This is a genomic window from Litchfieldella anticariensis FP35 = DSM 16096, assembly GCF_000409775.1.
Taxonomy (GTDB): domain Bacteria; phylum Pseudomonadota; class Gammaproteobacteria; order Pseudomonadales; family Halomonadaceae; genus Litchfieldella; species Litchfieldella anticariensis.
In genome coordinates this window covers 986,062-1,008,211 of the sequence record NZ_KE332388.1, presented here as the reverse complement: position 1 = coordinate 1,008,211, position 22,150 = coordinate 986,062, and the positions used below count along the sequence as shown (strand labels likewise).

Sequence of the window (22,150 nt, the reverse complement as noted above, 5' to 3'; positions counted from 1 at the left end):
CGAAGTCTTCGCTGTGACGAAGGGTGGTTGCCAAGGGGGTTGGGAGTTGTGAATTTTCATGAAGCGGGCGCCTCAAGGGCGCCCGCTTTCGTACTGACCTCACATTCAGAAACGATCGACGCGGAACGGAGCCATATCCACTGAGGGCTCTTCGCCATCCATCATCTGGGCGAGCAGTTCGCCGGTGGCCGGGCCCAGGGTAAAGCCCTGATGGCCATGGCCGAAGGCGAGCCACAGCCCTTCCTTGTCGGGAGCCGGGCCGATCACCGGCTTCATGTCGGGTAGGCAGGGGCGGGCGCCTTTCCAGGGCTGGCTGTCGCGACGCTTGCCCAGCGGGAACAGCTTGCGTGCCACCTTCTCGGCGGCGGCCAGCTGCTTGTACTGGGGCGGCGAGTCCAGGTCGGCTAGCTCGGCGCCGGTGGTCAGGCGAATCCCGGCGCGCATCGGTTCGAGCAGGAAGCCCTTTTCGGCGTCCATCACCCAGTGGTTGAGCTTGGCCCCCTCTTCGGCGGAGTAGTGCATGTGGTAGCCGCGCTTCACGAACAGCGGCACTTTCATGCCCAGCCTCGCCAGCAGCTCTCCGGCCCAGGGGCCCATCGCCACCACTACCTGCTCTGCTTCCAGGGCTCCCTCGCTGGTCTTGACTCGCCAGCCGCCTTCGACCTGGAGCACCTCCTCGACGCTTGCCTGCATCACGCGGCCACCCTGTTCGGCAAAGCTGCGGGCATAGGCCTGCACCAGGCCGCCCGGGTCCGAGACCATCCAGGGCTGCGTCCAGTGGATCGCCCCGATCAGCCCCTTGCCCAGGTGCGGCTCCTTGGCGTAGAGCGCCTCGGCATCCAGTACCTCATACGTAACCCCGAAGCGCTCGTGGTTCTCCTGGGCCTCTTTCTGGCGCTCCTCGAACTCCTTGCGGGTGCGGTAAAGCTCCAGCCAGCCGCCCTTGCGCACCAGCGCCTCGGCGCCAGCGGCCTCGATCATCGGCGCGTGGGCATCCTGGCAGCGCATGATCAGCGATGCCCACTCGCGAACGATGCGCTCGTAGCGCTTTCCGCTCGAGTTCAGCCAGTAGTCCAGCAGCGGGCCCGCCGCGCTCATCATGCCGGTGGGGCGGTAGCGGATGTCCACCTCGCGGTTGGGCAGCACACGCAGCAGGGTGCCGATATCACGGGGGAAGGCGTAGGGACGCACCGCCTCGCGCTGGATGATGCCGGCATTGCCGAAGGAGGTCTCGAGCCCCGGCTCGCGGCGGTCCACCAGCGTGACGTCATGACCGCGACGCACCAGATGCCAGGCCACGGATACGCCGACCATGCCGGCACCAAGAACGATGATATTGCGGGCCATGAAGATCTCCCTGCCGATGGATACAGAAAGCTCCGCCGGGGGCAGAGCCTGTCATTGCGCGGAGTTTATCAGGACTTCACAGAAAATCGGCCACCTGCTGATAATTAAGATCAAGACTCTATATTTCTATCAGGAAGTGGAATATTTGCCCGCCATCATGGGATTTGATGGAATTTTCATTCGTGACTGGCTCTTGGGCCTACTCGCGGCATTACCGGATAGTGTAGGTGTTGCACTGATGGCCGCCATGGTCTGGTCACGGACGGTGTGGTGGATCCATGCGTTGGTGGGTCAACTACCCCCAACTGCCCACCGCACCGTCAGTTTCCGGCAATTGCTCATCAGTCGCTGCTGTAATCTCTCCAGCAGCGTTTGCTCAGTGCCTTGATGGGCCTCGGCGCCCAAGGTGGCGAGGGTGGCGAGGGTGCTGTCGGTGGCCGCCGGCATTTGCTCGGTGAGTTCGAGCCCCTGGCGAAGGAAGTAGCGTGGCTGGAACCGCATCGCCCTGGCCAAGGATTCAAGGTGCGAACGCTCGATATTGCCAGGGCGGTCCTCCTCGGCGACCCGAAACGCGAAGCGGCGCGAGAACCCGCTGTAGAGCGTCGTGCTCATCAGGTCGTAGAACGGCGCCAACCGGGGCCCCTCGTCGGTATAGAGGATGGCGAGGTTCTTGGCGTGGCTGTCATTGTTGCCGATCAGTAGATTGAAGAAGAACCAGCCGATCAGGCGCTGCAAGTCCTTGGCCGGCGTGCCGACCTGCTGCAGGAGTTCGCGGCAGCGAGCCAGGCCAGGACCACCGTCGCTTTCGTACTTGATCAGCGAAGGTGTACCAGCAAGCTGGCAGAAGTCGAGCTGGTGCAAGCGTCGCAGCCCGCCCTGTTCGTCGGGCACGCGGTCGTAGCGGCGCACTAGGCAAGCGCGTGTTTCGGGCTGGTAGCTGGCCCCGGCGACCTCGAGCCCGAGTTCGGCGGCCAGTTGCATGCAGAAGGTCTCGTTGATGGCCGAGCCCCATACGCCTCTCAGGCCTTGGATGTCCGGCTTGAGGATATGGCTGGAAGGTGCCGACCCTTCCGGTATGGCGGGACTCCCGTCTTCCAGCACCATCAGTAGTAGCTTGTCCTGAGCGCCGGCCAGTGAGATGCGGGCTTCCTCACTCTGTTGCGAGAGCAGGGGGCCTCGTTCCCGATGTCGCAGGTGTTCCTCCAGCGCCTCCCAACTGATGGGGCGATAGTGCGGCGGAGCCGGTGACTCGCCCGGTGGCAGCAGGGTGAAGCTACTGGCCGTGTCTCCGCCGATGGCCTTCAGCAGCCCGAAAACGGTGGTGGTGTGATGGCAAAGCTCCAGATGGTGGCGCAGATCGCCTTCCGGCAGCAGATTCTCGAAGTAGGCCAGCACCTCATCACCAACGTGAACCTGCTGCGAGAGGGGTAGGGAGGGCGAGAGGTGGCGCTCCTGCCACGCAGGGTCATACTCGAAGCGCAGCGGTTGAGCGTCATGCAGCCGGCCAACATATTTGTCGCCCTGATAAACCTCCAGGGTTTCGTCACTCGCCATGACGCTTGCTACCCTTGCGCCGCACGACAACTTCGAGCCCCATCAGGTCCAGCACGTCCAACACCTTTTGCAGCTGCAAGGTCGGCTTGCCTCGTTCCAGGTCGACAATAAAGCGATTCCCGGTGCCGGCCAGCCCGGCCAGATCGATCTGCAATAGTCCCTGCTCGGCGCGCAGTTGGCGCACCAGCCTGCCGAGGTCTTCGCTGTGGCGAATGGTGGTGGCCTGAGGAGCAGGGGAGTCGTTGGTAGGCATGGGAACCTGCGCGTGATTACCGTTCGGTAATTCTAGGCACGGATCTGCTGATCCGCAATTAGATAGTTACCGATCGGTAATTATTACGGTGATCAAGGCTCGATTTGCAGAAGAAATTACCGATCGGTAACTTTTTCACGGTCACTCTTGCGCGGTAGCGATGGGGCTCGAGTGGCTACCGCTGATTATCGCGCAACGCCGCGAATCTTCGCCTCGCCTTCAATCAATACGCTCCAGGCTTTGCGCCTCAGCGCCTGATCACCACCTGCCATCCTTTCCAGAAGTTGGCGCTTCTCGGCCAGGTAGACGCGGGCGAAGCCAGGATCTCGCGCGACGATGCTGCCGGTATTGTCGATCAGGTCGGCGTACTTGATGGTCTGAGCCTCTGGGGAAATCTCAGCCAGCCTGTCACGCTCCAACGCCTTGCGGTGAGCGCGGTTGCCGATTTCCGGATCGGTGAATTGATCCGTCAGCTCCTGGACCAGAATAGCGACCCGCTGGCCGAAGCACTCCTCGATGTCCATCGCCGTCACGCCGGTATCCTCGAGCACGTCATGCAGGAGGGCGGCGGCGATCATCTCCGCTGTCGCCGTCTCGACTGTCGACACGATCTCCGCGACGGCCATCGGATGCCGCCAGTAAGGCTCGCCGGTGTACTTGCGCCGCTGCCCAACGGCTTGATGTGCGGCCCTGCTGAACAGCGCAGCCCGTTCGGTTATGTCGTCCATTCAGGTCACTCTCTCCGCTCAACATTCACCTGCATCAGTCACGCGGGATTTTCTTCAAGCGCTCATCGGCGCGCTTCACCGTTTTCATTTTCTCCGGCCGCTTCATCTTCCACTGGCGTATCTCTTCCACCGTGCGGCCGCAGCCTGTGCACAGGCCTCCTTTTAGCTGGCAAACCGAGACACATGGGCTTTCAATCTTCTTGGCCATTCAATGCCTCGTTGGCTTGGTACGTAGTCGGCGCTTCCAGTCGCCGCCGTGCTCCCGCTGGCACGCTTCTTCGCTGTCGAAATCGAGATGCCGCTAGACGTCGCCGACATCGAGGCCGGCCTCGGCTAAGGCTTCGGCGGTCAGGTCGGCGATGCTTCGTTTGGCATCGCCCTTGAGTGCATTCGCCAGGTTGGGGTGGGTATCGAACACCCAGGTCACCACCAGGCTCTCGGGAAAGCGCTGGTAATCGACCTCGTGTGTCAGCCAGCAAAAGCCGGGCAGGTGGGGCTTGGCTTGCTCGCAGGCGTGGGTCAGCGAAGCGGTCAATCGTCGCTCCATCTTGCCGCGTTCTCGCTTGGCAATCATTGCGTCTCCTAAACGTTTAGCCTGCCATGGGGAACTATCCGCGCACCTCCAAACCGGACAACCTTCAGTGACGTTGACAGTGTCGACATCGGCAGATCAGCACGGTCAGGTAGAGCCAGCCTTCACCAGTCGCCAGGTAGGTGATGTCGCCGACCCATTTCTGGTTCGGCGCCATAGGGCTCCTCGTCTCAGTGTACTGTCTTAACCGGGTGTCCACTGCTGTTGGGCAAGATCAGCCAGACGAATATTACATCAAGCAGGTATAGCTAGTGTATGACAAGCCATGTAATCCTTTTCCTACACGACCGAAGAAATATTACACATCAATGTAAGTATTTTCTGAATTAGCTATGTATTGTATTGACGGGCTCTTTTCACCATGACACTTTTTCCTTCCCATAATAAGTATGGGTAAATAACCGTTTGATAATTGGAGGTTGTAATGGAAAACGTAACGTTTGGCGAAATGCTGGTGAAATTCGATGATGAATTCGGATCAGATTCTAACCCCATGGCGACCGGTGGCTCTGGTGGTGCTGGTGGCTGCGGCGGTAGTGGCGGCTGTGGTGGTGGGGGTGGTTGCTCCGGTGGGAGCGGCGCCCATATCACTGATGACGATAAGTAACTGAGTCGCCACTCAGCACTCCTTGGTCACCCAAGGAGTGCTTCTAGTACAAAAAGGGAAATGGAATGCCTTTAGTAATAGAAGGGTTTGATCTGCTCTACAAGGGCCAGTCAACTATACTTATCTCGAACAAAGGAATAACCAAAATTAACTCTGCAAAGATGGTCTCTTTCCTTGACAGCATCAGGGCGGAAGGGGATATTGAAGAGTCTGAGTTTAACTGCAGAGCCAAAGCCTATGGTATAGAAAGTCAGTCAGCAAAAGATTTCATCGGACATTCTATAGGATTGAAAGAGGCTAAAGACTACTATTTTGAGAAAACTATAATTATATCTCAAAGTGAGAGTCAGGTTCTTCGATCAGCAATTGATGACGAGCTGAAGCAGGATGTTGAGTGGCGCACACATAGCGATGACTTAAGTGGCTTTGGTCCGCGCTCATTTTTCTTTATTTCAGGGCTTCCTTATGATTACAGGAGGATAAAGAGCACGTTCTTTAATCTTGCTGAATGCTATCCGTCGAGTGCGATTTGTGTCGGTTATTTAGAAAAAAAAGAGTATGTCATTAGTTCTCCACATATCCCTGAGCTCGGAAATCCATGCCATTTTTGCGAAATTGAAAGAACACTAAATCATGAGAAAGGTGTCCCTAGTAAAAATGACTGGTCAAAACTGCTAACTTTTTGCAGGGAATATGAACTTGAGGCGCCTACACTAAACCTCTCACTTATGGAGAAAGCATACATATCAGGAGCTATCTCAAGAAAAATAAACCTTCACACACACACCTTTAAAACTTATAGGTATCAAGATAGCTGTTTACCACAATGTAGAACAGATCTCACGAATGGTACATATAGAGAAGAAGTAATTCCTCATTGGTATCTCTGCGATTGTATTGGTGCGTAAATGTCAAATCCTCCGGCAGATTATTACTTTAAAATGATGGATCCTTTAGTGTTTGAGGAGGTTGAGAACTTTCACAGAAAAGGGAACTTTGTGTTCCACGGGAGTGTGGACGATATTTCGTACCTTCATGACCTAAGCGACTCTTCGTTGGGGAAACTAACAGGAAACGAGCTATCTGTAACACAAGGGTTGTCAGACTTTTCAGAATTCCGGCCATGCGAATACTTAAAGGAAGAGCACCCTTTATTTCGGGAAGAATCCACGGACTCTTTTAGCGACAAAGGAGTATCCTTTGATGCAGTAACCAAGCTTGTTTCACCATTAATGTGCAAAGGAGAAAGTTTTAAGCGTGGCTACCCAAGCGGCGGGGCGCTTTATCCAATCGAAACTTTTATCTGCTCTCTAAGCGAAAAAAACAACTGGCCAAATGGAAAAAGAATTCTTCACTTACTGCCCCGTAGCGGAGAATTTGAACTTCTTCATGAAGTTGATTCTCTTGGTATGGTAAGTGCACTCGCCCCAAAGAATCACGACCTAGGGTCGCCATCATTTGCGGTAGTCTATGTTTCTTATCTCCCAAAAACTCTTTTTAAGTACAGGTATAGAGGATATCGGCTAGCACTTATGGAAACAGGATCTATGTATATGCTCCTCACTCTTCAAGCCCAATACTTAGGACTGGGGAGTCGAGTTTGGTCTGCATATACCGATGACAAAGTATGCAAAATGTTGCGCCTTAACCCATCACTTTCACACCCCTTTGCCGTACAGTTTTTTGGATATTGATTATGAAAAGCTATCCATGGAAAGGTCTTGTCTCTTCGCAATATCTTGACCCGCAGCCTAACATATCTCTCCAGCTGCCTTTAGTTATGGAAGTTTGTGATGATAGAAATGTAATTGGTTCAGGAGCAGGTTTTTCTACGCAATGCATTAAGTCTTCTGTAGGAGAGTACCTCGAAAGGAGGCACTTTTCATGTGATGTGGTGCCCAAAAAAAAGAGCACGTTGGAAAAAGCGTTGGGAAGCTATAGGGGAGGGGAGTTTCAGTACGCTTTCAGCCAGATGAAATCAAGCCAAGATATTTGTGAGAAAACACATGAATTTGGTCTTGTTGAAGCCATAGACATTAAAGACTTTTCACCATGCATGGTGCCAGGAATATCAATCTCTATGTATGGGCATAACTTTGTTGGCGATAATAATTTCATGCCTCTGCGGGACACATGTGCCAATAGTTTCCACTGGTACGCCGAAGATGCCATACATGGAAGTATAAGAGAGGCGCTGGAAAGACAGTTTTTGATCAAGTTTTGGCTTACAGCGACTTGCAACAGAAAGTTGTGTCATAAAGAGGCATTAGGTGAAATTAAAAACAAGAATGCAAAACAGTTTTTTGAACTTATGCTGCGAAAAGGTTACGTTGAAGTGCTGGATATCACTGATACATCTTTTCCGGGTGCGTGTGTAATAGTGGTATTCGGTGCTCCCGAGGCGACTATTCAGTATTGCACAGGGATGTCATATGATGAAAATGTAGGGAGAGCTATCGAGAAATCCGTACTAGAGCTTTGGCAGTCATATCGTTTCTTAAGTGTGTACGAATCTATATTTAATGACATTAGCGTAATCAATGACCCTTACCAAATACATTTTGTTAATTCTAATGAATTTGGAACATTTGAAAAGATGATCGATGTGGTTGAGCTAAATACTGCCTCTAAAGACATTGAGATGCTAAACTCGGAAGAGCTTATCGACTTGCTGAGTGGAAAGGGGATAAGCACCTATATATACGTTAAACGAACTGTCGTTGGTGATAAACACGGTTATTTTTCAAAGCTGATATCTCCCAACATGTTCATGCATATGAATACGTCAAGAAATATTAATTTTAAGAATGTTTACTCAAGCGCTTTTGAAAATAAAATTATCCAAGAAAGAATCAATGAAATGGTTCCTTTTCCTTAACTAAGATCAGGTAAAGTCATGATGAATTCAGTAATGTCACTGTTTAGGATTTGCGGTATCTTTATAAAAGAGCAGTTCAAAGAACCTATTCAGGTTTTCTGGATCATGTTGTCACCATGCTTGCTATTCTATTTTCATGCATATGGCAATGGTCTTCTTGAAATGAATTATCTTGAAGTGTCCTCTTGGTACTATTCATATGTGGCAGCTAGTGTTGCCTTGTTTGGATTTTCTTTTTATATCGTTGGAAGAAGGGAGAGCGGTTTTATACGATCCTTTGTCTATACGAGAAAAGCGAAACTTTTATTTCTAGGCGCTCAGTTTGTTTCTTACCTGCTGGTTGCGCTCGTATATTTTTCTGCATTTTATCTTGCCACAGCAAGCTTGTTTGATGGGTATAATCTCGATGAGTATTTTTTTCTCCTTATAAGATTTTCTCTATGTTTTTTATTTTTTTGCAGTTTTGGCATTGCTCTGTCTCTCTTACCGCTTAATTTCCAGAATGCAAATACGATAATTTCAATATCCCTCTTTAGCATGATTGGGCTAGCCTTTACTGGGCACCTTTCGGGTTCTGAGTATTTGCAGATAGCAAACCATGCGAACCCGTTTCAATATGCTGTCGAAATAATGCGATCAAAAACATCTGCATTTTCTCAATATTCACTCTATGTCATTCCATTATACATGGCTTCAAATGTCATGGGAGTAATGATGTTTCGGGTTAATCCTGTATGGAGCAGGTACTAATGAGCAAGCAAGATGCAGCCAAGAAACTAATTGTTGATGACCTTGACTATGTTATAAGCGACAAGGTTATTTATTCAAAGGCCTCGATGGAAGTAAATGAAGGAGAGATCCGGGGGGTTCTGGGTCCAAACGGGGCGGGCAAGACGACATTCTTTGATATTATTTGCAGTTTGAGGAATGCTGACAGAGGCATTATTAAAAATGATTTTCTAAACCAAGTCTATTTGTCTCAGACGATTATGACACCTCCTGTCCTACGTATGGGCGATATTAGCCGTCTTGCATTATCGTTTATCTCTCCCAAGAGGCCTTCAAAGCAAGTTTTCTTGGATCGGCTTAATTCTTGGGCACCTGAGGTTTCGAATAGGTTCTCTGAAATTTGGTCTAAGAAGTCTGCCATATGTAGCTATGGTGAGAAGAGATGGTTTTTCACCTTGACACTACTCGCCTCTGAAAGCGATCTCATTATTCTGGATGAGCCTACAGCAGGAGTGGATCCAGAGTTTAGACATTATATTTGGAAATGCCTTTCAGCTGCAGCTAAAGAGGGTAGGGCAATACTTGTATCATCACACAATGTTAACGAAGTTGCAGATAACTGTGATGTTTTTTATATGATATATGGTCATCGATTTAATATTTTTAACTCTAGTGAAGAATTCATGAGTTGTCATGAAGCTGACTCGCTCGATAGAGCCTTTATCAACGCAGCAACAATGACCTCGAATTGACTCATTTCAGTGGCATTTGAACTTTGAAGAGGATGTGTCCGCCATGCTTTAGTCTGATCTTACTCAGCATTGGGTCATTCATGGGGGCGTCGCTGGCCTGCCATTCCGGCAATAGCGCCTTGGCCCCGGGCGATTCGGCCAGGCGAGCCGTGAGGATGTGGTTGGCGTCCGGCTGGTCGCCTGCCTCGCTGGCCGTGGCGAAAGTGGCTTCCGCTCCCGTGCAGCAGGCGAGGGCTTCCTCCGTGGCTCCCTCTAGGTGTCGACACCGGAGCTATAAGTCCGCGCCCCCAAACCGGACAACCTTCAGTGACGTTGACAGTTGTTGCCGGGCGCGCAGAGCGTCGCGTTTCGGCGGCATCTGGAACAGGCGACCGTAGTCGCGCGTGAACTGCGATACGCTCTCGTAGCCCACTTCGAAGGCAGCATTGCTCGCCGAGAAACCTTCGTCGAGCATTAGGCGGCGTGCTTCGACCAGACGCAGCCGCTTGTGGTATTGCCCCGGTGTCAGCGAGGTCATGTGCTTGAAGTGCTTGTGAAACGAGGTGAGGCTCATGCCGGCTTCTGCCGCCAGTCGCTCCACGGGCACGCGTGAGCGGTACTCGGCTCTGAGGATCGCAATGGCGGCAGCGAGGCGACCCGAGTGACTGTCCGGGTCCGCCAGTGTCCGCAAGGTGGCACCGTGAGGTCCCGACAGGAGCCAATAGTGCAGCTCCCGCATGATGCCCGGGCTCAGCAGCGGCGCCGCTTCGGGGCGGTCCAGCAGGAGCATCAGCCGTGAGGCACAATCGAGCAGCGCGGCTTCGGTGTCCATGGCGAATAACGTCAGCATCTCAGAGGGGCGCGGCGGGCGATGGCTACCGAGGTGGGCGGTGAGTTCGCGCAAGATCGCCAACTCCAGTTCGACCGCGATCGCCAGATAGGGCTCGCTCCGGCTCGCTTGCACGACCCGCCCGACGACCGGCATGTCGGCACTTACGAGGACGGACTGGCCGGTAGAGAAAACCCGCTCCTCCCTTCCCACGTTCAAGCGCTTTGCACCCTGCAGCACCAGGCATACCAGTGGCTTATAAACCGAATGCAGGTCGCCGGAAGGTGCCTCGAGGCACATCATGCGTAACCCCGGCACCGGCGTCAGCGCCATGCCGCGGCTATTGGCGTGGCGGCGGGTATAAGCCAGGACAGCCTGCTTGAGCGAATCCATAGGCATTTCTCCTGCGGCGGCTCCCGTTTAAAAGCGATCGCTCTAGCCTGCGGCACGAGCGGCATCGCCAGAGAACACGATTATAGTGCACGCCTTGATGTCGTCATTGCGTGGCCACTATCGCAGCGGATCAGAACTGCCAGTTGGCCGGGACCCACGCATAGCCGGTGTCCGTCTTGAGCATTCGACCAAGGCCCGGGAAGGGAAAGTGGAAGCCGAGAACGGGGAGCCGGTCTGCCGCCGCCATATCGAAGATGCGGCGGCGGGAGGCAAGCGCCGTGTCCTTGTCACGATCCGGCCCGGGCAGCCATGAGTGATCGATATTGACGATGGGGTGATAGGCAAGATCGGCCGTCAGCAGTAGCTGATCGTTCCCGGAATGGACAAGGAAGTTCGCCATGCCAGGGGTGTGGCCCAATGCCGGAAGCGTGGTCAATCCGGGGACGATTTCTGCGCCGGCTTCGTACAGTTCGATCCCGTTAGTGACCGGCTCGACGCTCCGCTTGATGGCTGCGGCGAAATGGCGACGGAAATCCTCAGGTACCGGCATGTAGGAAAGGTCCGGGTCGTTACGTATGAAGAAGTCCCAATCGGCACGAGGTGCAAAGACGGTCGCCCGCGGAAATGCCTTGCCACCGTTGGCCATTCGAAGGTTGCCGACATGATCCGGGTGCGTGTGCGAGACCACCACCACGTCGATGTCCTCTGGCCGTAAACCGATGGCGGCCAGGTTGTCGAAGATGCGACCGCCTTGCGGCCCCATGGTCTGCCCGGCTCCTGCTTCGAGGAGGATTCGCCTGCCATTCGTCTCGATAAGGAGCGTGTTGAGATTCAGCGTCAGGTGGTCGGTCGGCAGGAAGGCTTGCCTCAGAACCTCCTCCAGTTCTGCCTCTGGTGCATTGCTGGCGTAGACCCGCGGAGGGCCGCCGATCAGCCCGTCGCTCAACACGGTGGCAGAGATATCGCCGATGCTTAAGCGGTAATAGCCGACATTTCCCCCCGCATTGCCACCCTGGGCCATGGACGGCGTGGAGGAAGCCGCCTGCGCAAGGGCCATGCCGCCGGTCGGCAAGATCAGTCCCGCCGCTGCCGACACCGCAGTCAGCATGATCTGCCTACGATTCAATGTGATTCCGCTCATAGTTGCCACCCCGTCCGAATACCTGATTGAAGGAGCCGTATTGGTTTTCCGCATCGGCCAAGGCCGCGATTATTCGGAACCGAAGCCTTGCGACGTGGTTTTCAGGATGACGCAGATCGGGTGCGCGGATAAGCTAATGAAAACGGATCAGCTTGTTAAGTAGGGCTTTGCAATGCGACCACTACGCCTTGACAGCTTGGAGATCTTTGAGGACGTCGTGCGCTGCGGTGGCTTTAGAGCCGCTGCGCTTGGTAGGGGCGTGTCATCGTCAGCCATCAGTCAATCGATCAGCGTGCTCGAGGAAGCCCTGGGCATTCGGCTGTTGAACCGAACGACGCGCAGCGTCGCACCGACGGAAGCGGGCGAGCGGCTTCTCGAGCGGCTTGGGCCCGCCCTTCACGACATCAGAACGGCGATCGACGATCTCAACCAGCTTCGCGAGCGCCCCTCTGGCACCGTGCGGATCAATGCGCCGGGGCCGGCTGCCGACCACGTGCTGTGCCCCCTGACCTTTGAATTCATGAAGAGTTACCCCGACGTCAACGTCGAGATCGTCAGTGATGCTGCGATCATCGATATCGTGGAGCAGGGGTTCGATGCTGGTGTGCGTTTCGGCAATCAACTCGCCCAGGATATGATCGCTATGCCCCTGGGCCCTGCCTTGCGATATGCCATCGTGGCCTCGCCCGATTATCTCCTCAAGCGCGGTCGCCCCGAGTCACCGCGTGATCTCTTGCAGCATGACTGTATTCGCCGCCGTTTCCCCGGCGGCACCATGGAGACGTGGACATTCGAGAAGGACGGCAACGAAGTGGAAATCACCCCGAAAGGCCGGTTGACGCTGAGTTCAGCGCATCACGAGCTTCAGGCCGCGATGGCGGGATCGGGAATCGCGCATCTGTTCGAGGATTATGTCCGCGACGACCTCGAACAGGGCAGAGTCGTTGAATTGCTCAGCGACTGGAAGAAGAAGCTGCCGAGTTGGTATCTGTATTATCCGAGCCGGCGGCATACCAGCGCGGCCATGCGGGCCTTCCTCGAATACATCCGCCATCGTGAATGGCGTCCTGTCAGCAACTAATGCTCGACAGCCTATTGGGTAGCGCGCTGCGGCACATGTCCCTGGCTTTTTCCTGGTTTTCCTCATCAGAGTTCGTGTCATGGCAGCGATGAAATAAATCGATCCGACAGGATCCGGCAAGTTTTGCGCAGGGATTGGCAAGCTCTCTCCCGGCCGAATGGTTAAAAGTAGTTGGCGAGGCGCAAGCGCCATGAACCAGAAGCCAGGCTGAGGAGAAGCCTTTATGACAGCTTTCACACTCAATGGGCGTGAGGTCGAGGTCACCGCCGAGCCGTCTACGCCGCTGCTCTGGGTGATCCGGGAGCAACTGAAACTCACCGGCACCAAGTTCGGTTGCGGCGTCGCCCAGTGCGGTGCGTGCACGCTGCATGTCGATGGCGAGCCGGTGCGTGCCTGTGTCTTCCCGTTATCGGGCGCCGAAGGCAGGTCCGTCACGACCATCGAGGGGTTGTCCGAGGATGGCTCGCATCCCGTCCAGCAGGCCTGGGTGGAGCTGGACGTACCGCAGTGCGGCTACTGCCAGAGCGGGCAGATCATGAGCGCGGCCGCACTGCTGGCGCGAAATCCGAGCCCCTCCGATGCGGAGATCGATGAGGCGATGCACGGCAATCTGTGCCGCTGCGGCACCTATATGCGCATCCGGGCGGCCATACACCGTGCCTCCGAGGCCTGACGAGATCCGCCTCCCATCGATCCATTTCCTTCACGCTTACCCCAAGGCGCAGGTAGAAAATGAAACCACAAGATTTCACCCTTACCCGTCGCTCCTTCCTGGCAGGCGCTGTCGCGGCCGGCGTCGCCCTCGTCGTTCCCCTTCGGCTGCCCGCAGCATGGGCACGGCAGAGCGAGGCGGCGGGTCTCTCGCAAGCCTACATTCGCATCGACACGAATGGCCAGGTGACCTTCCTGCTGCCCACCAGCGAAATGGGCCAGGGCTCCCACACCGGCCAGGCCCAGATCCTCGCCGAGGAACTGGGCGCCGACTGGTCGAGCATCGTGGTGGGGATGCCGACTCAGCCGACATCCGACTACAGGATTCCCTTCATCGGCCAGATGCGCTCCGTGGGTTCGTTCGGCATCCGTTTCTGGCACGACCCGTTGCGCCGCGCTGCCGCCCAGGCACGGGAGATGCTGACGCAGGCGGCGGCCGAGCGACTCGGGGTGGCGCCAGCGGCCTTGCATGCCGAGAACGGCTTCATCGTCCATTCCGGCAGCGGCCGGAGGATACCCTTCGGCGAGCTGGTGAAAGACGCCATGGCGCTGCCGGTGCCGGAGGAACCGACCCTGCGTCCCGATGGCGAACGAACGCTGACCGGGCATGCGATTCCGCGCCTCGATGCGTCGGCGAAGGTGACGGGGAGGGCGGTCTACTCAGTGGACGTCGAGCGCGAAGGCATGCTGTATGGCGCCGCCCGACTCGCCCCGGTCTTTTCCGCCGACGTCGAATCGTTCGACGAGGGCAGTGTCGCCGGCATGCCGGGCGTGGTCGCGGTGGTGCGTGTGCCGCGCGGCGCGGTCGTGGTGGCGGAATCCTGGTGGCAGGCCAGGCAGGCCGCCGACGCGCTCGACATTACCTTCACCCGAACACTGGCGGACACGCTTTCCACGGACGAGATAAATGAAAGGTTCCGCGAAGGCCTGGACCGGCCCGATGTTCCCGTCTCCACCTTGCGCGGCGATGCAGAGGCGACGCTCGCAAGCGAGGGCCGGGTTGTCGAGGCCGAGTACTCGGTGCCGCTACTCGCCCATGCGTGCATGGAGCCGATCAACTGCACCGCCGAGGCCACCGAAGAGCGAACCGAGCTGTGGATCGGCACGCAGGGCCAGGACGTCGTCCGCATGACGCTCGAGAACGCGTTGCAGCTGCCGGCCGAGCAGCTCTTCATCAATACCACCTATCTAGGGGGAGGCTTCGGCCGCAAGACGCATGGCGAGATCGCCCTGCAGGCGGTGCTCGCCAGCCGTGCCGTCGGCGGCCGGCCGACCAAGGTGCTCTGGACGCGCGAGAACGACGTTCAGCAGGGCCAGTACCGCCAGACGATGATGTGCCGCTTCCGGGCGGCCCTGGACGAGGCCGGCAACATCACCGGCATGCGCATCCGAGTCGCCGGGCCGCAGATGGGCCTTGAATACGGCATCGATCCGGAGCAGCGGGCGCAGGAAACGGGCAACCTGGCGAACTTCGACCCGTTCTCGCTGGGCGGGCTGTCGGACATGCACTATGTCATTCCTAACTTCGTCGTGGAGCACGCCGTGGTCGATCTGCCGATCCCGCTTTGCCCCTGGCGTTCGATCGCCCACTCCTTCAACGGCTTCTTCTTCGAAAGCTTCATGGATGAATGCGCGGCGGCGGCAGGTCGCGATCCGCTGGAGTTTCGCCGAAGCCATTGCGCCGGGCAGGAAAGGATGCTCGCCGTCCTCGATCGGGTCGCCGAGATGTCGCGATGGAGCGAGCCGGCTCCCGAAGGCATTGCCCGCGGCCTGGCGGTGGTCGAGAGCTACGGCTCCTACGTCGCCCAAGTGGTCGAGGCTCGCGTCGACGACGAGGGCATCGATGTGCAGCGGGTCCATGCGGCCATCGACTGCGGGCGCGCGATCAATCCGGCCCAGGTGGAGGCGCAACTCCAGGGCGCCGTCATCGATGCGCTCGGCATGGCACTGAGACAGAAGGTCACGATCCGTGACGGCCGCGCTGAGCAGTCGAACTTCCATGACTATCCACTGCTGCGCATCGGGGAGGCGCCATCGGTGGCGGTGAGTATCGTCGAGATCGGCTCTCCGCTAGGCGGTGTCGGCGAGCCGGGCATTCCCCCGCTCGCGCCTGCGCTGGCCAACGCGCTGTTCGCCACCACGCGGCAACGGATCCGCTACCTACCGCTGACTGATCACATCCGATCGAGAAGTATTGCGTAAGTTTTCAGTAAGTGAGTGGCTGCGACAGTGAACACTCCTTCCACCCAACGTGAGGAGTTCCCCATGCCGCTATCGCATCCGTCTGCCTCGACCTCCCCGGGTTTCGCCCTGCGTATGGTCGCCATTTCCATGACGGCCTCTGGGCTCTGCGTGTCTTCCACGGCCATGGCCCAAGAGCCGACCGATACCGGGTCGTCAACGACCTGGGGGCTGGGGCTCGGCGTCGTGAGCGAGCAGGAGCCTTACACCGATATCGATCGGGAAAACACGCCAATACCGTTGCTTCAGGTCGAGAACCGATACATTCATGTCTTCGGCCCGCAAATCGAATTCAAACTGCCGAGTCTCGATATCAGTGACTCTCAACAACTTAATTTCGGTATCGTCGGCAAGTACGACGGCAGCGGCTACGAGGAGGACGACGCCCCGATCCTCGACGGCATGAGCGAGCGTAAGGGCGGCTTCTGGGCGGGTGCCAAGGTTGAGTGGAGCAGCAGTTTTGTTGATGTCAGCGCCGAATGGCTTGCCGACGTGTCGAGCAACAGCGATGGGCAACGTTTCAACCTCGATCTGGAGAGAACCTGGCATTTCGGCGAGCATATGCTGATCACCCCGCGCGTGGGAGCGAGCTGGCAGGACGAGAAGACCACCGACTACTATTTCGGCGTTCGCGACAGCGAGGCTCGTATTGACCGTCCCGCCTATGCAGGGGAGTCCGCTATCAACATCGAGGCGGGGGTGCGTGGCGTCTATCGATTCAATAAGCACCATTCCGTGCTCATGGGTGTCGAAGTCGCGAGCCTGGCGGAGGAGATCAAAGACAGCCCGCTGGTGGATCGCTCGACCGACAATAGTGTGTTTCTTGGATATCTCTACCGCTTCTGATGAGCCGAATACTCTTGGTCGAAGACCATGACCGGCTAGCCCGGTTGATGTGCAAAGGGTTGGTGGCCGCCGGCATCGCCGTCGATGTGACCGATCGCATCGACAGCGCATGGGCGGCGGTCCAGCAGATGCCCTACCAGGCTTTGATTCTCGATCGGGGGTTGCCGGACGGGGATGGCCTCATCTTGCTGCAGAAGTTGCGTAACGCCGGTCTTGGCGTGCCTTGCCTTGTACTGACGGCACGCGATGCGCTGCATGACCGGGTACAGGGACTCGAAGCCGGCGCCGACGACTACTTGCCTAAGCCGTTCGCCATGGACGAGATGGTGGCACGTGTCCGGGCATTGCTGCGCCGCCCCGTGGAGTTCCATCCGCTCGATCCCAGTCACGGCGACCTCACCCTGCGCCCCGAAGCCGGTGTTCTGTGCAGCGGCGACGAAAGCGTCACCCTCGCCCCGGCGGAGCTGCACATCATGCAGCTGCTCTTGCACAAGCCTAAAGAGGTCGTGCGTCGCAGCGCGCTGGAAGCGGCGGCCTGGGGGCTGAGCGAGGCGGTCACACCGAACGCCCTGGATGTGGCCCTGCACCGCATACGTCGCAAGCTGCTCGCTATCGGTTCGCGCCAGCGCATCGTCAACGTCAGGGGCCTAGGGTATACGCTTCGTGAAAATGATGTCGCTGAATAGCCTGAGACTGAAGGTGTTGATGGCCTATGTGGCTGGGATGGTGCTCAGCATCACGCTGCTCGTGATTGCTGCGGTGGTGGTGGTTCAGAGCAACGTACTGGCGCGGATGGACTTGGCTGATGCCGCAGAGGGGCTGGCGGATGATGTCGAATTCGACAGTAACGGTAGACCCGTTGGCTTCGACTCGCGCCGCCTGGACGATCTCGCCTGGCTGTTCGAAGGCCCGCAGCGCGAAACGGCGTATTGGATTCTGGATGACACCGGGAACGTGGCGGTTTTCTCGGGTACGGAAGAGGAGTTCTGGCCGGCCGGCGGCGACCTTCTTTGGTTGGGGCGCGGTAACTTCACCTTCGAGCACGAGGGAAACACCTTTTATGGCGTCACGGAACCCCTCGAGCATGCCGGGCGAACGTGGTACCTGCAGTTCGCGGCCAGCGCCAGGTTCGTGGATCTCCTCCATCGCGCTGCCTTTCCGCTCGTGGTCACCGGTGTGGCGATATTCGGCAGTGTCCTGTTCGTCGCCTTCGGCTTGTGTGCCTACATCACCTTACGCTACACCCTCAAGCCGCTGCGAGATGTGTCGGAGTCCGCAGCGGCCATCTCGCCGCGCTCCATTAACGCCCGGCTGAAAACAGAAGCGGTTCCCACGGAAATTGCCCCTCTCGTGGATAGCTTCAATCGGGCCCTGGAGCGTCTCGAACGAGGCTATCGCGTACAGCAGGAGTTCCTTGGCAATGCGGCCCACGAGCTGAAGACACCGCTGACGCTGATCCGTGCGCAGATCGAATTGACAGAGGGTGGCAAGAATGACCGCGGCGCGCTATTGAGCGACGTCGAATACATGACCCGCCAGGTGCAGCAGCTACTGCACCTGGCGGAAGTAAGCGAGACGCACAACTACCACTTCGCCGTCGTCCCGATGCAAGAGGTTGCTCTCGAGGTCGTTTCCTACCTGGAGCGCATGGCGGAAGCTGCCGATGTGCGCTTGGCAGTACGGGCTGTCGGAGACGTGAAGTGGAAAGCGGACCGCGCGGCCTGTTTCACCTTGCTGAAGAATTTGCTGGAGAACGCCATCCAGCATGCACCCGCGAAGACAGCGGTCAGTGTGGAGATCCAGGGCGAAACGGTAACCGTGCGGGACAGGGGCCACGGCGTCGAGGTAGAACAACTTCCTCTATTGTCTGAGCGATTCTGGCGTTCTGCGCATCGTCGAGACCACGGGGCAGGGTTGGGGTTATCGATTTGCCAAGAGATTGCTTCAGCGCACGGCTGGCGCCTCACGGCCGAGCGGGCAGAGCCAGGCTTACGGTTCCGACTATCAATGGGGAGGGGAAGCCTCCCGCTAGACTCGCAAGGAGGCAGTGATGCATGAAGTAAGACGCGAGCCCCTGAATCCGTCCGACCTGCCCGATACCCTGGTCGATGGCCACAGCCAAGCCGTGCTGGTGCAAGGGGAATGCCGGGTACTGATTTCCAGTCAGGCCGGGGTCGATGCCGAAGGCCACCTGGCTGGTCCCGATCTGGCCGAGCAGACCGAGGCGGCACTGGACAATATCGAACGGTTGCTGTCGAGCCTTGGTGGCGATCTCTTGCGGGTGGTGATGCTGAGAATCTACCTAGCCGAGTTCGCACGCTACGATCAGCAAGTGGTGATTCAGGCACTGAAGAATCGCTTCCCCATCGCTCCGCCAGCGGCCACTTGGTTGATTGTGTACGGCCTTGCCGAACCGGAATGGCTGATCGCTATCGAGGCTGAGGCGGTGCTGCCTGAATTCGTATCAGACAGCTAAATGAGCGCAACAATACATTGATGGAGAGTTCTCATGCTTCCCCGCCTTGGCGTTCTGCTTTCCGCACTTGTCTTTCTGGTATCCTGCACCGTGCCGCCGGATTCCCCGCTTTTTCAGTCCTCGGACAACCTACCTCCCTATAATCAGGACAGTTTCGATCAATATGTGCGCGACACCCGTGCATGGATTGCCGATAATCGCGCCTTCATTAGCGACGACCGCAACCTTGAAATACAGCTCAACATGCCGTTTGAACTTCGCCCTGATAAACCGGCGAAACGTGGCATCCTATTCGTTCACGGACTCGGATCAAGCCCGTGGTATTTCATGGATATCGCCACCGCCATGGCGAATGACGGCTGGCTTGTCCGCTCCATTCTTCTGCCTGGTCACGGCACCCGTCCCGCCGATCTGATGCTGCCCGATAATGAGGATTGGGAAAAAACCATCGCCCATCACGCCAATCTGCTAGCAAACGAGGTCGATGAACTATGGCTTGGCGGTTTCTCGACCGGCGGCAACCTGGTCACCTCCCATGCGCTTAGGGACGAAAATGTCGCCGGGCTGCTGCTGTTTTCCCCCGGCTTTTATCCCAATAACGACTATCTGTTTCTCGCCCCGGCCATTTCTTATTTGTGGGACTGGGTCGATATCGATGACGAGGACAATATCGTCACTTACCAGTCTCTTCCTACGCGCGGGGCCGCCCTTTATTATCGCTCGGTCAGTACCGTACAAAAACATCTCGAAACCGCCCGCTTTGACAAACCCGTCCTGATCACCATGAGCCAGCATGACAGCGTCCTTGACCCCAACGCGACGCTCAATGCCTTTCAAACTCGCTTCCCCAATCAAAAATCGCGCTTCGTCTGGTACGGCGACACTCCGCAAAACCTTGACGATCCGCGCGTCACCGCCCTTGCCAGCAACTTGCCCGATCGGCGCATCAGTACCTTTTCCCACATGAATGTGCTGTTTGCGCCCGAAAACGCCTATTACGGTGAAGCGGGCCGCTACATCATGTTTGAAAACGGCCAGGACGGCATCCCCCTCCCCGACGATCCCGAAACCCTGTGGTTCGGGGCTTGGGGCCAGATTGCGGCGGAAAAATACCATGCCCGACTGACCTGGAATCCCTATTTCCTCGAACTCCTCGACAATATCCGCGAGGTGACAGGCGACAGTTGACCGCCATGCCTGGCCAGCCCTCTATTGTCGAATCGCCGTCTATCAGCCACTCTTGGATGTTTAATGTAAGCGTATTATTTTTGTTATATAGTTAAACTGGCTGCGCACAAGTGCAATGTGAGAAATGTTTATATTTCAATCTGTTTAATTATTCTGGCTGGATTGCCGCCTACCACAACATTATCCGGTACATCGTTGGTAACTACCGCACCTGACGCAATGACAACATTGTCCCCGACTGTGACGCCAGGGTTTATGATGGCACCGCCACCAATCCATACATTGTTTCCAAAAGCAATGGGTTTGGCGTATTCTTTACCAGAATTACGTTCAGTTGGATTCAGTGGATGTGTTGCCGTATAGATTTGAACGCCAGGGGCAAGCATACAATTATCGCCAAAGCGCACCTCGCAAACATCTAGTATGGTACAGTCGAAATTCGCAAAAAAGTTTTCACCAACGTGTATGTTGTAACCATAATCCACTCGTATATTTGGCTCCATGTATATATTTTCTCCAGTAGAGCCGAGTAATTCCTTTAAGGCTTTGAGCCGTTGTTCGCCTTCAGTTTCTAATGTTTGATTATATATTCTAACTTTTCGTCTCGCTTCATCGCGTTCCTTTAATAATAATGGGTCCGCAGGATTGTATAGCTCCCCAGCTAACATCTTTTCTTTTTCTGTTTTCATCAGTGGGCCTCCTTGCTAAATCCATGTATTAAATGATAGCGATTCGCTTATTGCAACGAACCTGTCACGACCGCACTAGAGTGACGCCCGCAATGCGGGCGAACGGGCTCCTCAAACGTCAAAGCACCTCCAGCTTCAGTACCTTCCCGCCCATCTGCTCGAGGCGGGTGAAATAGGCGGTGGGTTCGAGTAACTGGTACGGGAAGTAGAGTCCGGGAGGGGTTGCCGGGTTGCCATCGACGCCAGTGAGCCGTTCGAGCACCATGGCGACCCCAAACCCCGTCAGCGGCATTTGCCCTTCGGGATGGACAACGGCGTGGCGGGTGCGAAGCGGTCGGCCAGCGTGATCCTCCCCGGCGAGCTCGATGATGATCTCGGTTGACATTGGCTCGCCGCGACGGCGGGTAGAACTCACCCCAATGGCCAGGTTGAACTCAACGTTCGGCGCGCCGGTCACGGTTGCCAGGCCGACGACATCATGCGGCGAGAGGGCGGAAGCCTCCACCATGGTGCCGTCAGCGGCACGGAACTCAGCCTTAGCATCGTCGCCAGTGCGCCAGAACCAAGCGCCATCGCGACGAGCCAGCACAGCAGGAATGGCCTGCGTCTGGCGCTCCAGATCGGCGAAAGCGGCCGGGCCGCCTTCGTCCTGCTCGTCGAGGAGGGCGCCGATGCGAATGTCGTCGATGCGGCTGAACTCTCTGGCGAACTCGAGCGCGGGAATCGTCGTGGCGCCCACCAGCCATTCGGTACCGAGAACGACCGGTGCGGCATCCGGCTTGTGCATGTACGCCGCGACGTCGGGGCCGACCTCGTGGATCGCTGGTGAAATACTGATGTACGGTACGCCGCGCGCCTGGGCGAAACGCAGCGCGGCAATCGTGGTGTCCGTGAAAAAGATCGCGACGGCGCTGACCGGACGTTCACCGAGTCCGAGGTCGGCAGCGGCCAGGTCGATACTTGCGGCCTCCGCATTGCCGATCTCGGCTGCGGCTTCGTCGGCCTTGGCGAGGTCGCGACCGCCGATCAGTAGCGGCACATCGGGATGAGCGGCACGCAGAAATCGTGCCGCCCAGCGGCCAACGATGCCGGAACCGCCAATGAGCAGAATGGGATCCTGTGACATTGCCAATCCT

At 56.8% G+C, this 22,150-nt stretch carries 24 protein-coding genes; 14 read left to right on the top strand and 10 right to left on the bottom strand.

Annotated features, from left to right (window positions below; genetic code table 11):
• Positions 1–105: 105 nt before the first annotated feature.
• From L861_RS11605 to L861_RS11585, 6 genes are all read right to left on the bottom strand, one after another.
• Complete coding sequence (locus tag L861_RS11605; RefSeq protein WP_016416159.1) at positions 106–1,347, bottom strand: NAD(P)/FAD-dependent oxidoreductase; 1,242 nt, start codon at positions 1,345–1,347, stop codon at positions 106–108.
• A gap of 291 nt (positions 1,348–1,638) precedes the next feature.
• Positions 1,639–2,901 (bottom strand): type II toxin-antitoxin system HipA family toxin, encoded by a 1,263-nt coding sequence (locus L861_RS11600; RefSeq protein ID WP_016416158.1) that lies wholly within the window; start codon positions 2,899–2,901, stop codon positions 1,639–1,641.
• Positions 2,891–3,154: a helix-turn-helix transcriptional regulator gene (locus tag L861_RS11595; RefSeq protein ID WP_016416157.1), complete on the bottom strand. Its 264-nt coding sequence runs from the start codon at positions 3,152–3,154 to the stop codon at positions 2,891–2,893. The genes L861_RS11600 and L861_RS11595 overlap by 11 nt, the downstream gene beginning before the upstream one ends.
• 185 nt (positions 3,155–3,339) lie before the next feature.
• Complete coding sequence (locus tag L861_RS11590; RefSeq protein ID WP_016416156.1) at positions 3,340–3,882, bottom strand: HD domain-containing protein; 543 nt, start codon at positions 3,880–3,882, stop codon at positions 3,340–3,342.
• Positions 3,883–3,916: 34 nt separating this feature from the next.
• On the bottom strand, positions 3,917–4,090 hold the full coding sequence (locus tag L861_RS24175) for a DUF1289 domain-containing protein (RefSeq protein ID WP_016416155.1): 174 nt from the start codon (positions 4,088–4,090) through the stop codon (positions 3,917–3,919).
• Between the two features lie 93 nt (positions 4,091–4,183).
• Positions 4,184–4,456 carry a hypothetical protein gene (locus L861_RS11585; protein ID WP_016416154.1) on the bottom strand — a complete coding sequence of 91 codons (273 nt, stop codon included), beginning with the start codon at positions 4,454–4,456 and terminating at the stop codon, positions 4,184–4,186.
• Between the two features lie 482 nt (positions 4,457–4,938).
• On the opposite strand from L861_RS11585, the gene L861_RS11580 reads away from it, so the two are divergent.
• The 6 genes from L861_RS11580 (at position 4,939) to L861_RS11565 (ending at position 9,440) form a co-directional block, all read left to right on the top strand.
• Positions 4,939–5,085, top strand: coding sequence for a hypothetical protein (locus L861_RS11580; protein ID WP_154658839.1), 147 nt, complete (start codon positions 4,939–4,941; stop codon positions 5,083–5,085).
• 61 nt (positions 5,086–5,146) lie between these two features.
• Positions 5,147–5,989, top strand: a complete 843-nt coding sequence (locus tag L861_RS24170; protein WP_081645828.1) for an McbB family protein — start codon at positions 5,147–5,149, stop codon at positions 5,987–5,989.
• Entirely contained in the window at positions 5,990–6,775 is a 786-nt protein-coding gene (locus L861_RS24165) for a SagB/ThcOx family dehydrogenase (RefSeq protein WP_081645827.1), read from the top strand.
• Positions 6,776–6,777: 2 nt separating this feature from the next.
• On the top strand, positions 6,778–7,959 hold the full coding sequence (locus tag L861_RS11575) for a YcaO-like family protein (protein WP_144063014.1): 1,182 nt from the start codon (positions 6,778–6,780) through the stop codon (positions 7,957–7,959).
• Positions 7,960–7,977: 18 nt separating this feature from the next.
• The gene (locus L861_RS11570) at positions 7,978–8,709 is read left to right on the top strand and encodes an ABC transporter permease (protein WP_144063013.1); all 732 of its coding nucleotides are present in this window, start codon (positions 7,978–7,980) and stop codon (positions 8,707–8,709) included.
• Positions 8,709–9,440: an AAA family ATPase gene (locus L861_RS11565; protein ID WP_016416149.1), complete on the top strand. Its 732-nt coding sequence runs from the start codon at positions 8,709–8,711 to the stop codon at positions 9,438–9,440. The genes L861_RS11570 and L861_RS11565 overlap by 1 nt, the downstream gene beginning before the upstream one ends.
• A gap of 271 nt (positions 9,441–9,711) precedes the next feature.
• Here the strand turns inward: L861_RS11565 and L861_RS11560 are convergent, their stop codons facing one another.
• Both L861_RS11560 and L861_RS11555 read right to left on the bottom strand, forming a co-directional pair.
• Positions 9,712–10,641, bottom strand: coding sequence for an AraC family transcriptional regulator (locus L861_RS11560; protein WP_016416148.1), 930 nt, complete (start codon positions 10,639–10,641; stop codon positions 9,712–9,714).
• A 130-nt stretch (positions 10,642–10,771) separates the two neighbouring features.
• Positions 10,772–11,782, bottom strand: coding sequence for an MBL fold metallo-hydrolase (locus L861_RS11555; RefSeq protein ID WP_081645826.1), 1,011 nt, complete (start codon positions 11,780–11,782; stop codon positions 10,772–10,774).
• Between the two features lie 172 nt (positions 11,783–11,954).
• Between L861_RS11555 and L861_RS11545 the strand changes: the two genes are divergently transcribed.
• The 8 genes from L861_RS11545 (at position 11,955) to L861_RS11510 (ending at position 20,325) form a co-directional block, all read left to right on the top strand.
• A complete protein-coding gene (locus L861_RS11545) occupies positions 11,955–12,863 on the top strand; it encodes a LysR family transcriptional regulator (protein WP_016416145.1) in 909 nt (302 codons plus the stop codon).
• A 223-nt stretch (positions 12,864–13,086) separates the two neighbouring features.
• The gene (locus L861_RS11540; RefSeq protein WP_016416144.1) at positions 13,087–13,536 is read left to right on the top strand and encodes a (2Fe-2S)-binding protein; all 450 of its coding nucleotides are present in this window, start codon (positions 13,087–13,089) and stop codon (positions 13,534–13,536) included.
• A 59-nt stretch (positions 13,537–13,595) separates the two neighbouring features.
• On the top strand, positions 13,596–15,776 hold the full coding sequence (locus tag L861_RS11535) for a xanthine dehydrogenase family protein molybdopterin-binding subunit (RefSeq protein ID WP_016416143.1): 2,181 nt from the start codon (positions 13,596–13,598) through the stop codon (positions 15,774–15,776).
• A gap of 63 nt (positions 15,777–15,839) precedes the next feature.
• Entirely contained in the window at positions 15,840–16,661 is an 822-nt protein-coding gene (locus tag L861_RS11530; RefSeq protein ID WP_016416142.1) for a MipA/OmpV family protein, read from the top strand.
• Positions 16,661–17,347 carry a response regulator transcription factor gene (locus L861_RS11525; RefSeq protein WP_016416141.1) on the top strand — a complete coding sequence of 229 codons (687 nt, stop codon included), beginning with the start codon at positions 16,661–16,663 and terminating at the stop codon, positions 17,345–17,347. The genes L861_RS11530 and L861_RS11525 overlap by 1 nt, the downstream gene beginning before the upstream one ends.
• Complete coding sequence (locus L861_RS11520) at positions 17,331–18,719, top strand: sensor histidine kinase (protein WP_236617155.1); 1,389 nt, start codon at positions 17,331–17,333, stop codon at positions 18,717–18,719. Before L861_RS11525 ends, L861_RS11520 begins: the two co-directional genes overlap by 17 nt.
• Positions 18,712–19,137, top strand: a complete 426-nt coding sequence (locus L861_RS11515) for a Rid family hydrolase (protein ID WP_016416139.1) — start codon at positions 18,712–18,714, stop codon at positions 19,135–19,137. The genes L861_RS11520 and L861_RS11515 overlap by 8 nt, the downstream gene beginning before the upstream one ends.
• A gap of 33 nt (positions 19,138–19,170) precedes the next feature.
• Positions 19,171–20,325, top strand: a complete 1,155-nt coding sequence (locus tag L861_RS11510; RefSeq protein ID WP_016416138.1) for an alpha/beta hydrolase — start codon at positions 19,171–19,173, stop codon at positions 20,323–20,325.
• Between the two features lie 128 nt (positions 20,326–20,453).
• Here L861_RS11510 and L861_RS11505 read toward each other — a convergent pair whose 3' ends face one another.
• Positions 20,454–21,014: a sugar O-acetyltransferase gene (locus L861_RS11505; protein ID WP_016416137.1), complete on the bottom strand. Its 561-nt coding sequence runs from the start codon at positions 21,012–21,014 to the stop codon at positions 20,454–20,456.
• Between the two features lie 118 nt (positions 21,015–21,132).
• Entirely contained in the window at positions 21,133–22,140 is a 1,008-nt protein-coding gene (locus L861_RS11500) for a saccharopine dehydrogenase (protein ID WP_016416136.1), read from the bottom strand.
• Positions 22,141–22,150: the final 10 nt, after the last annotated feature.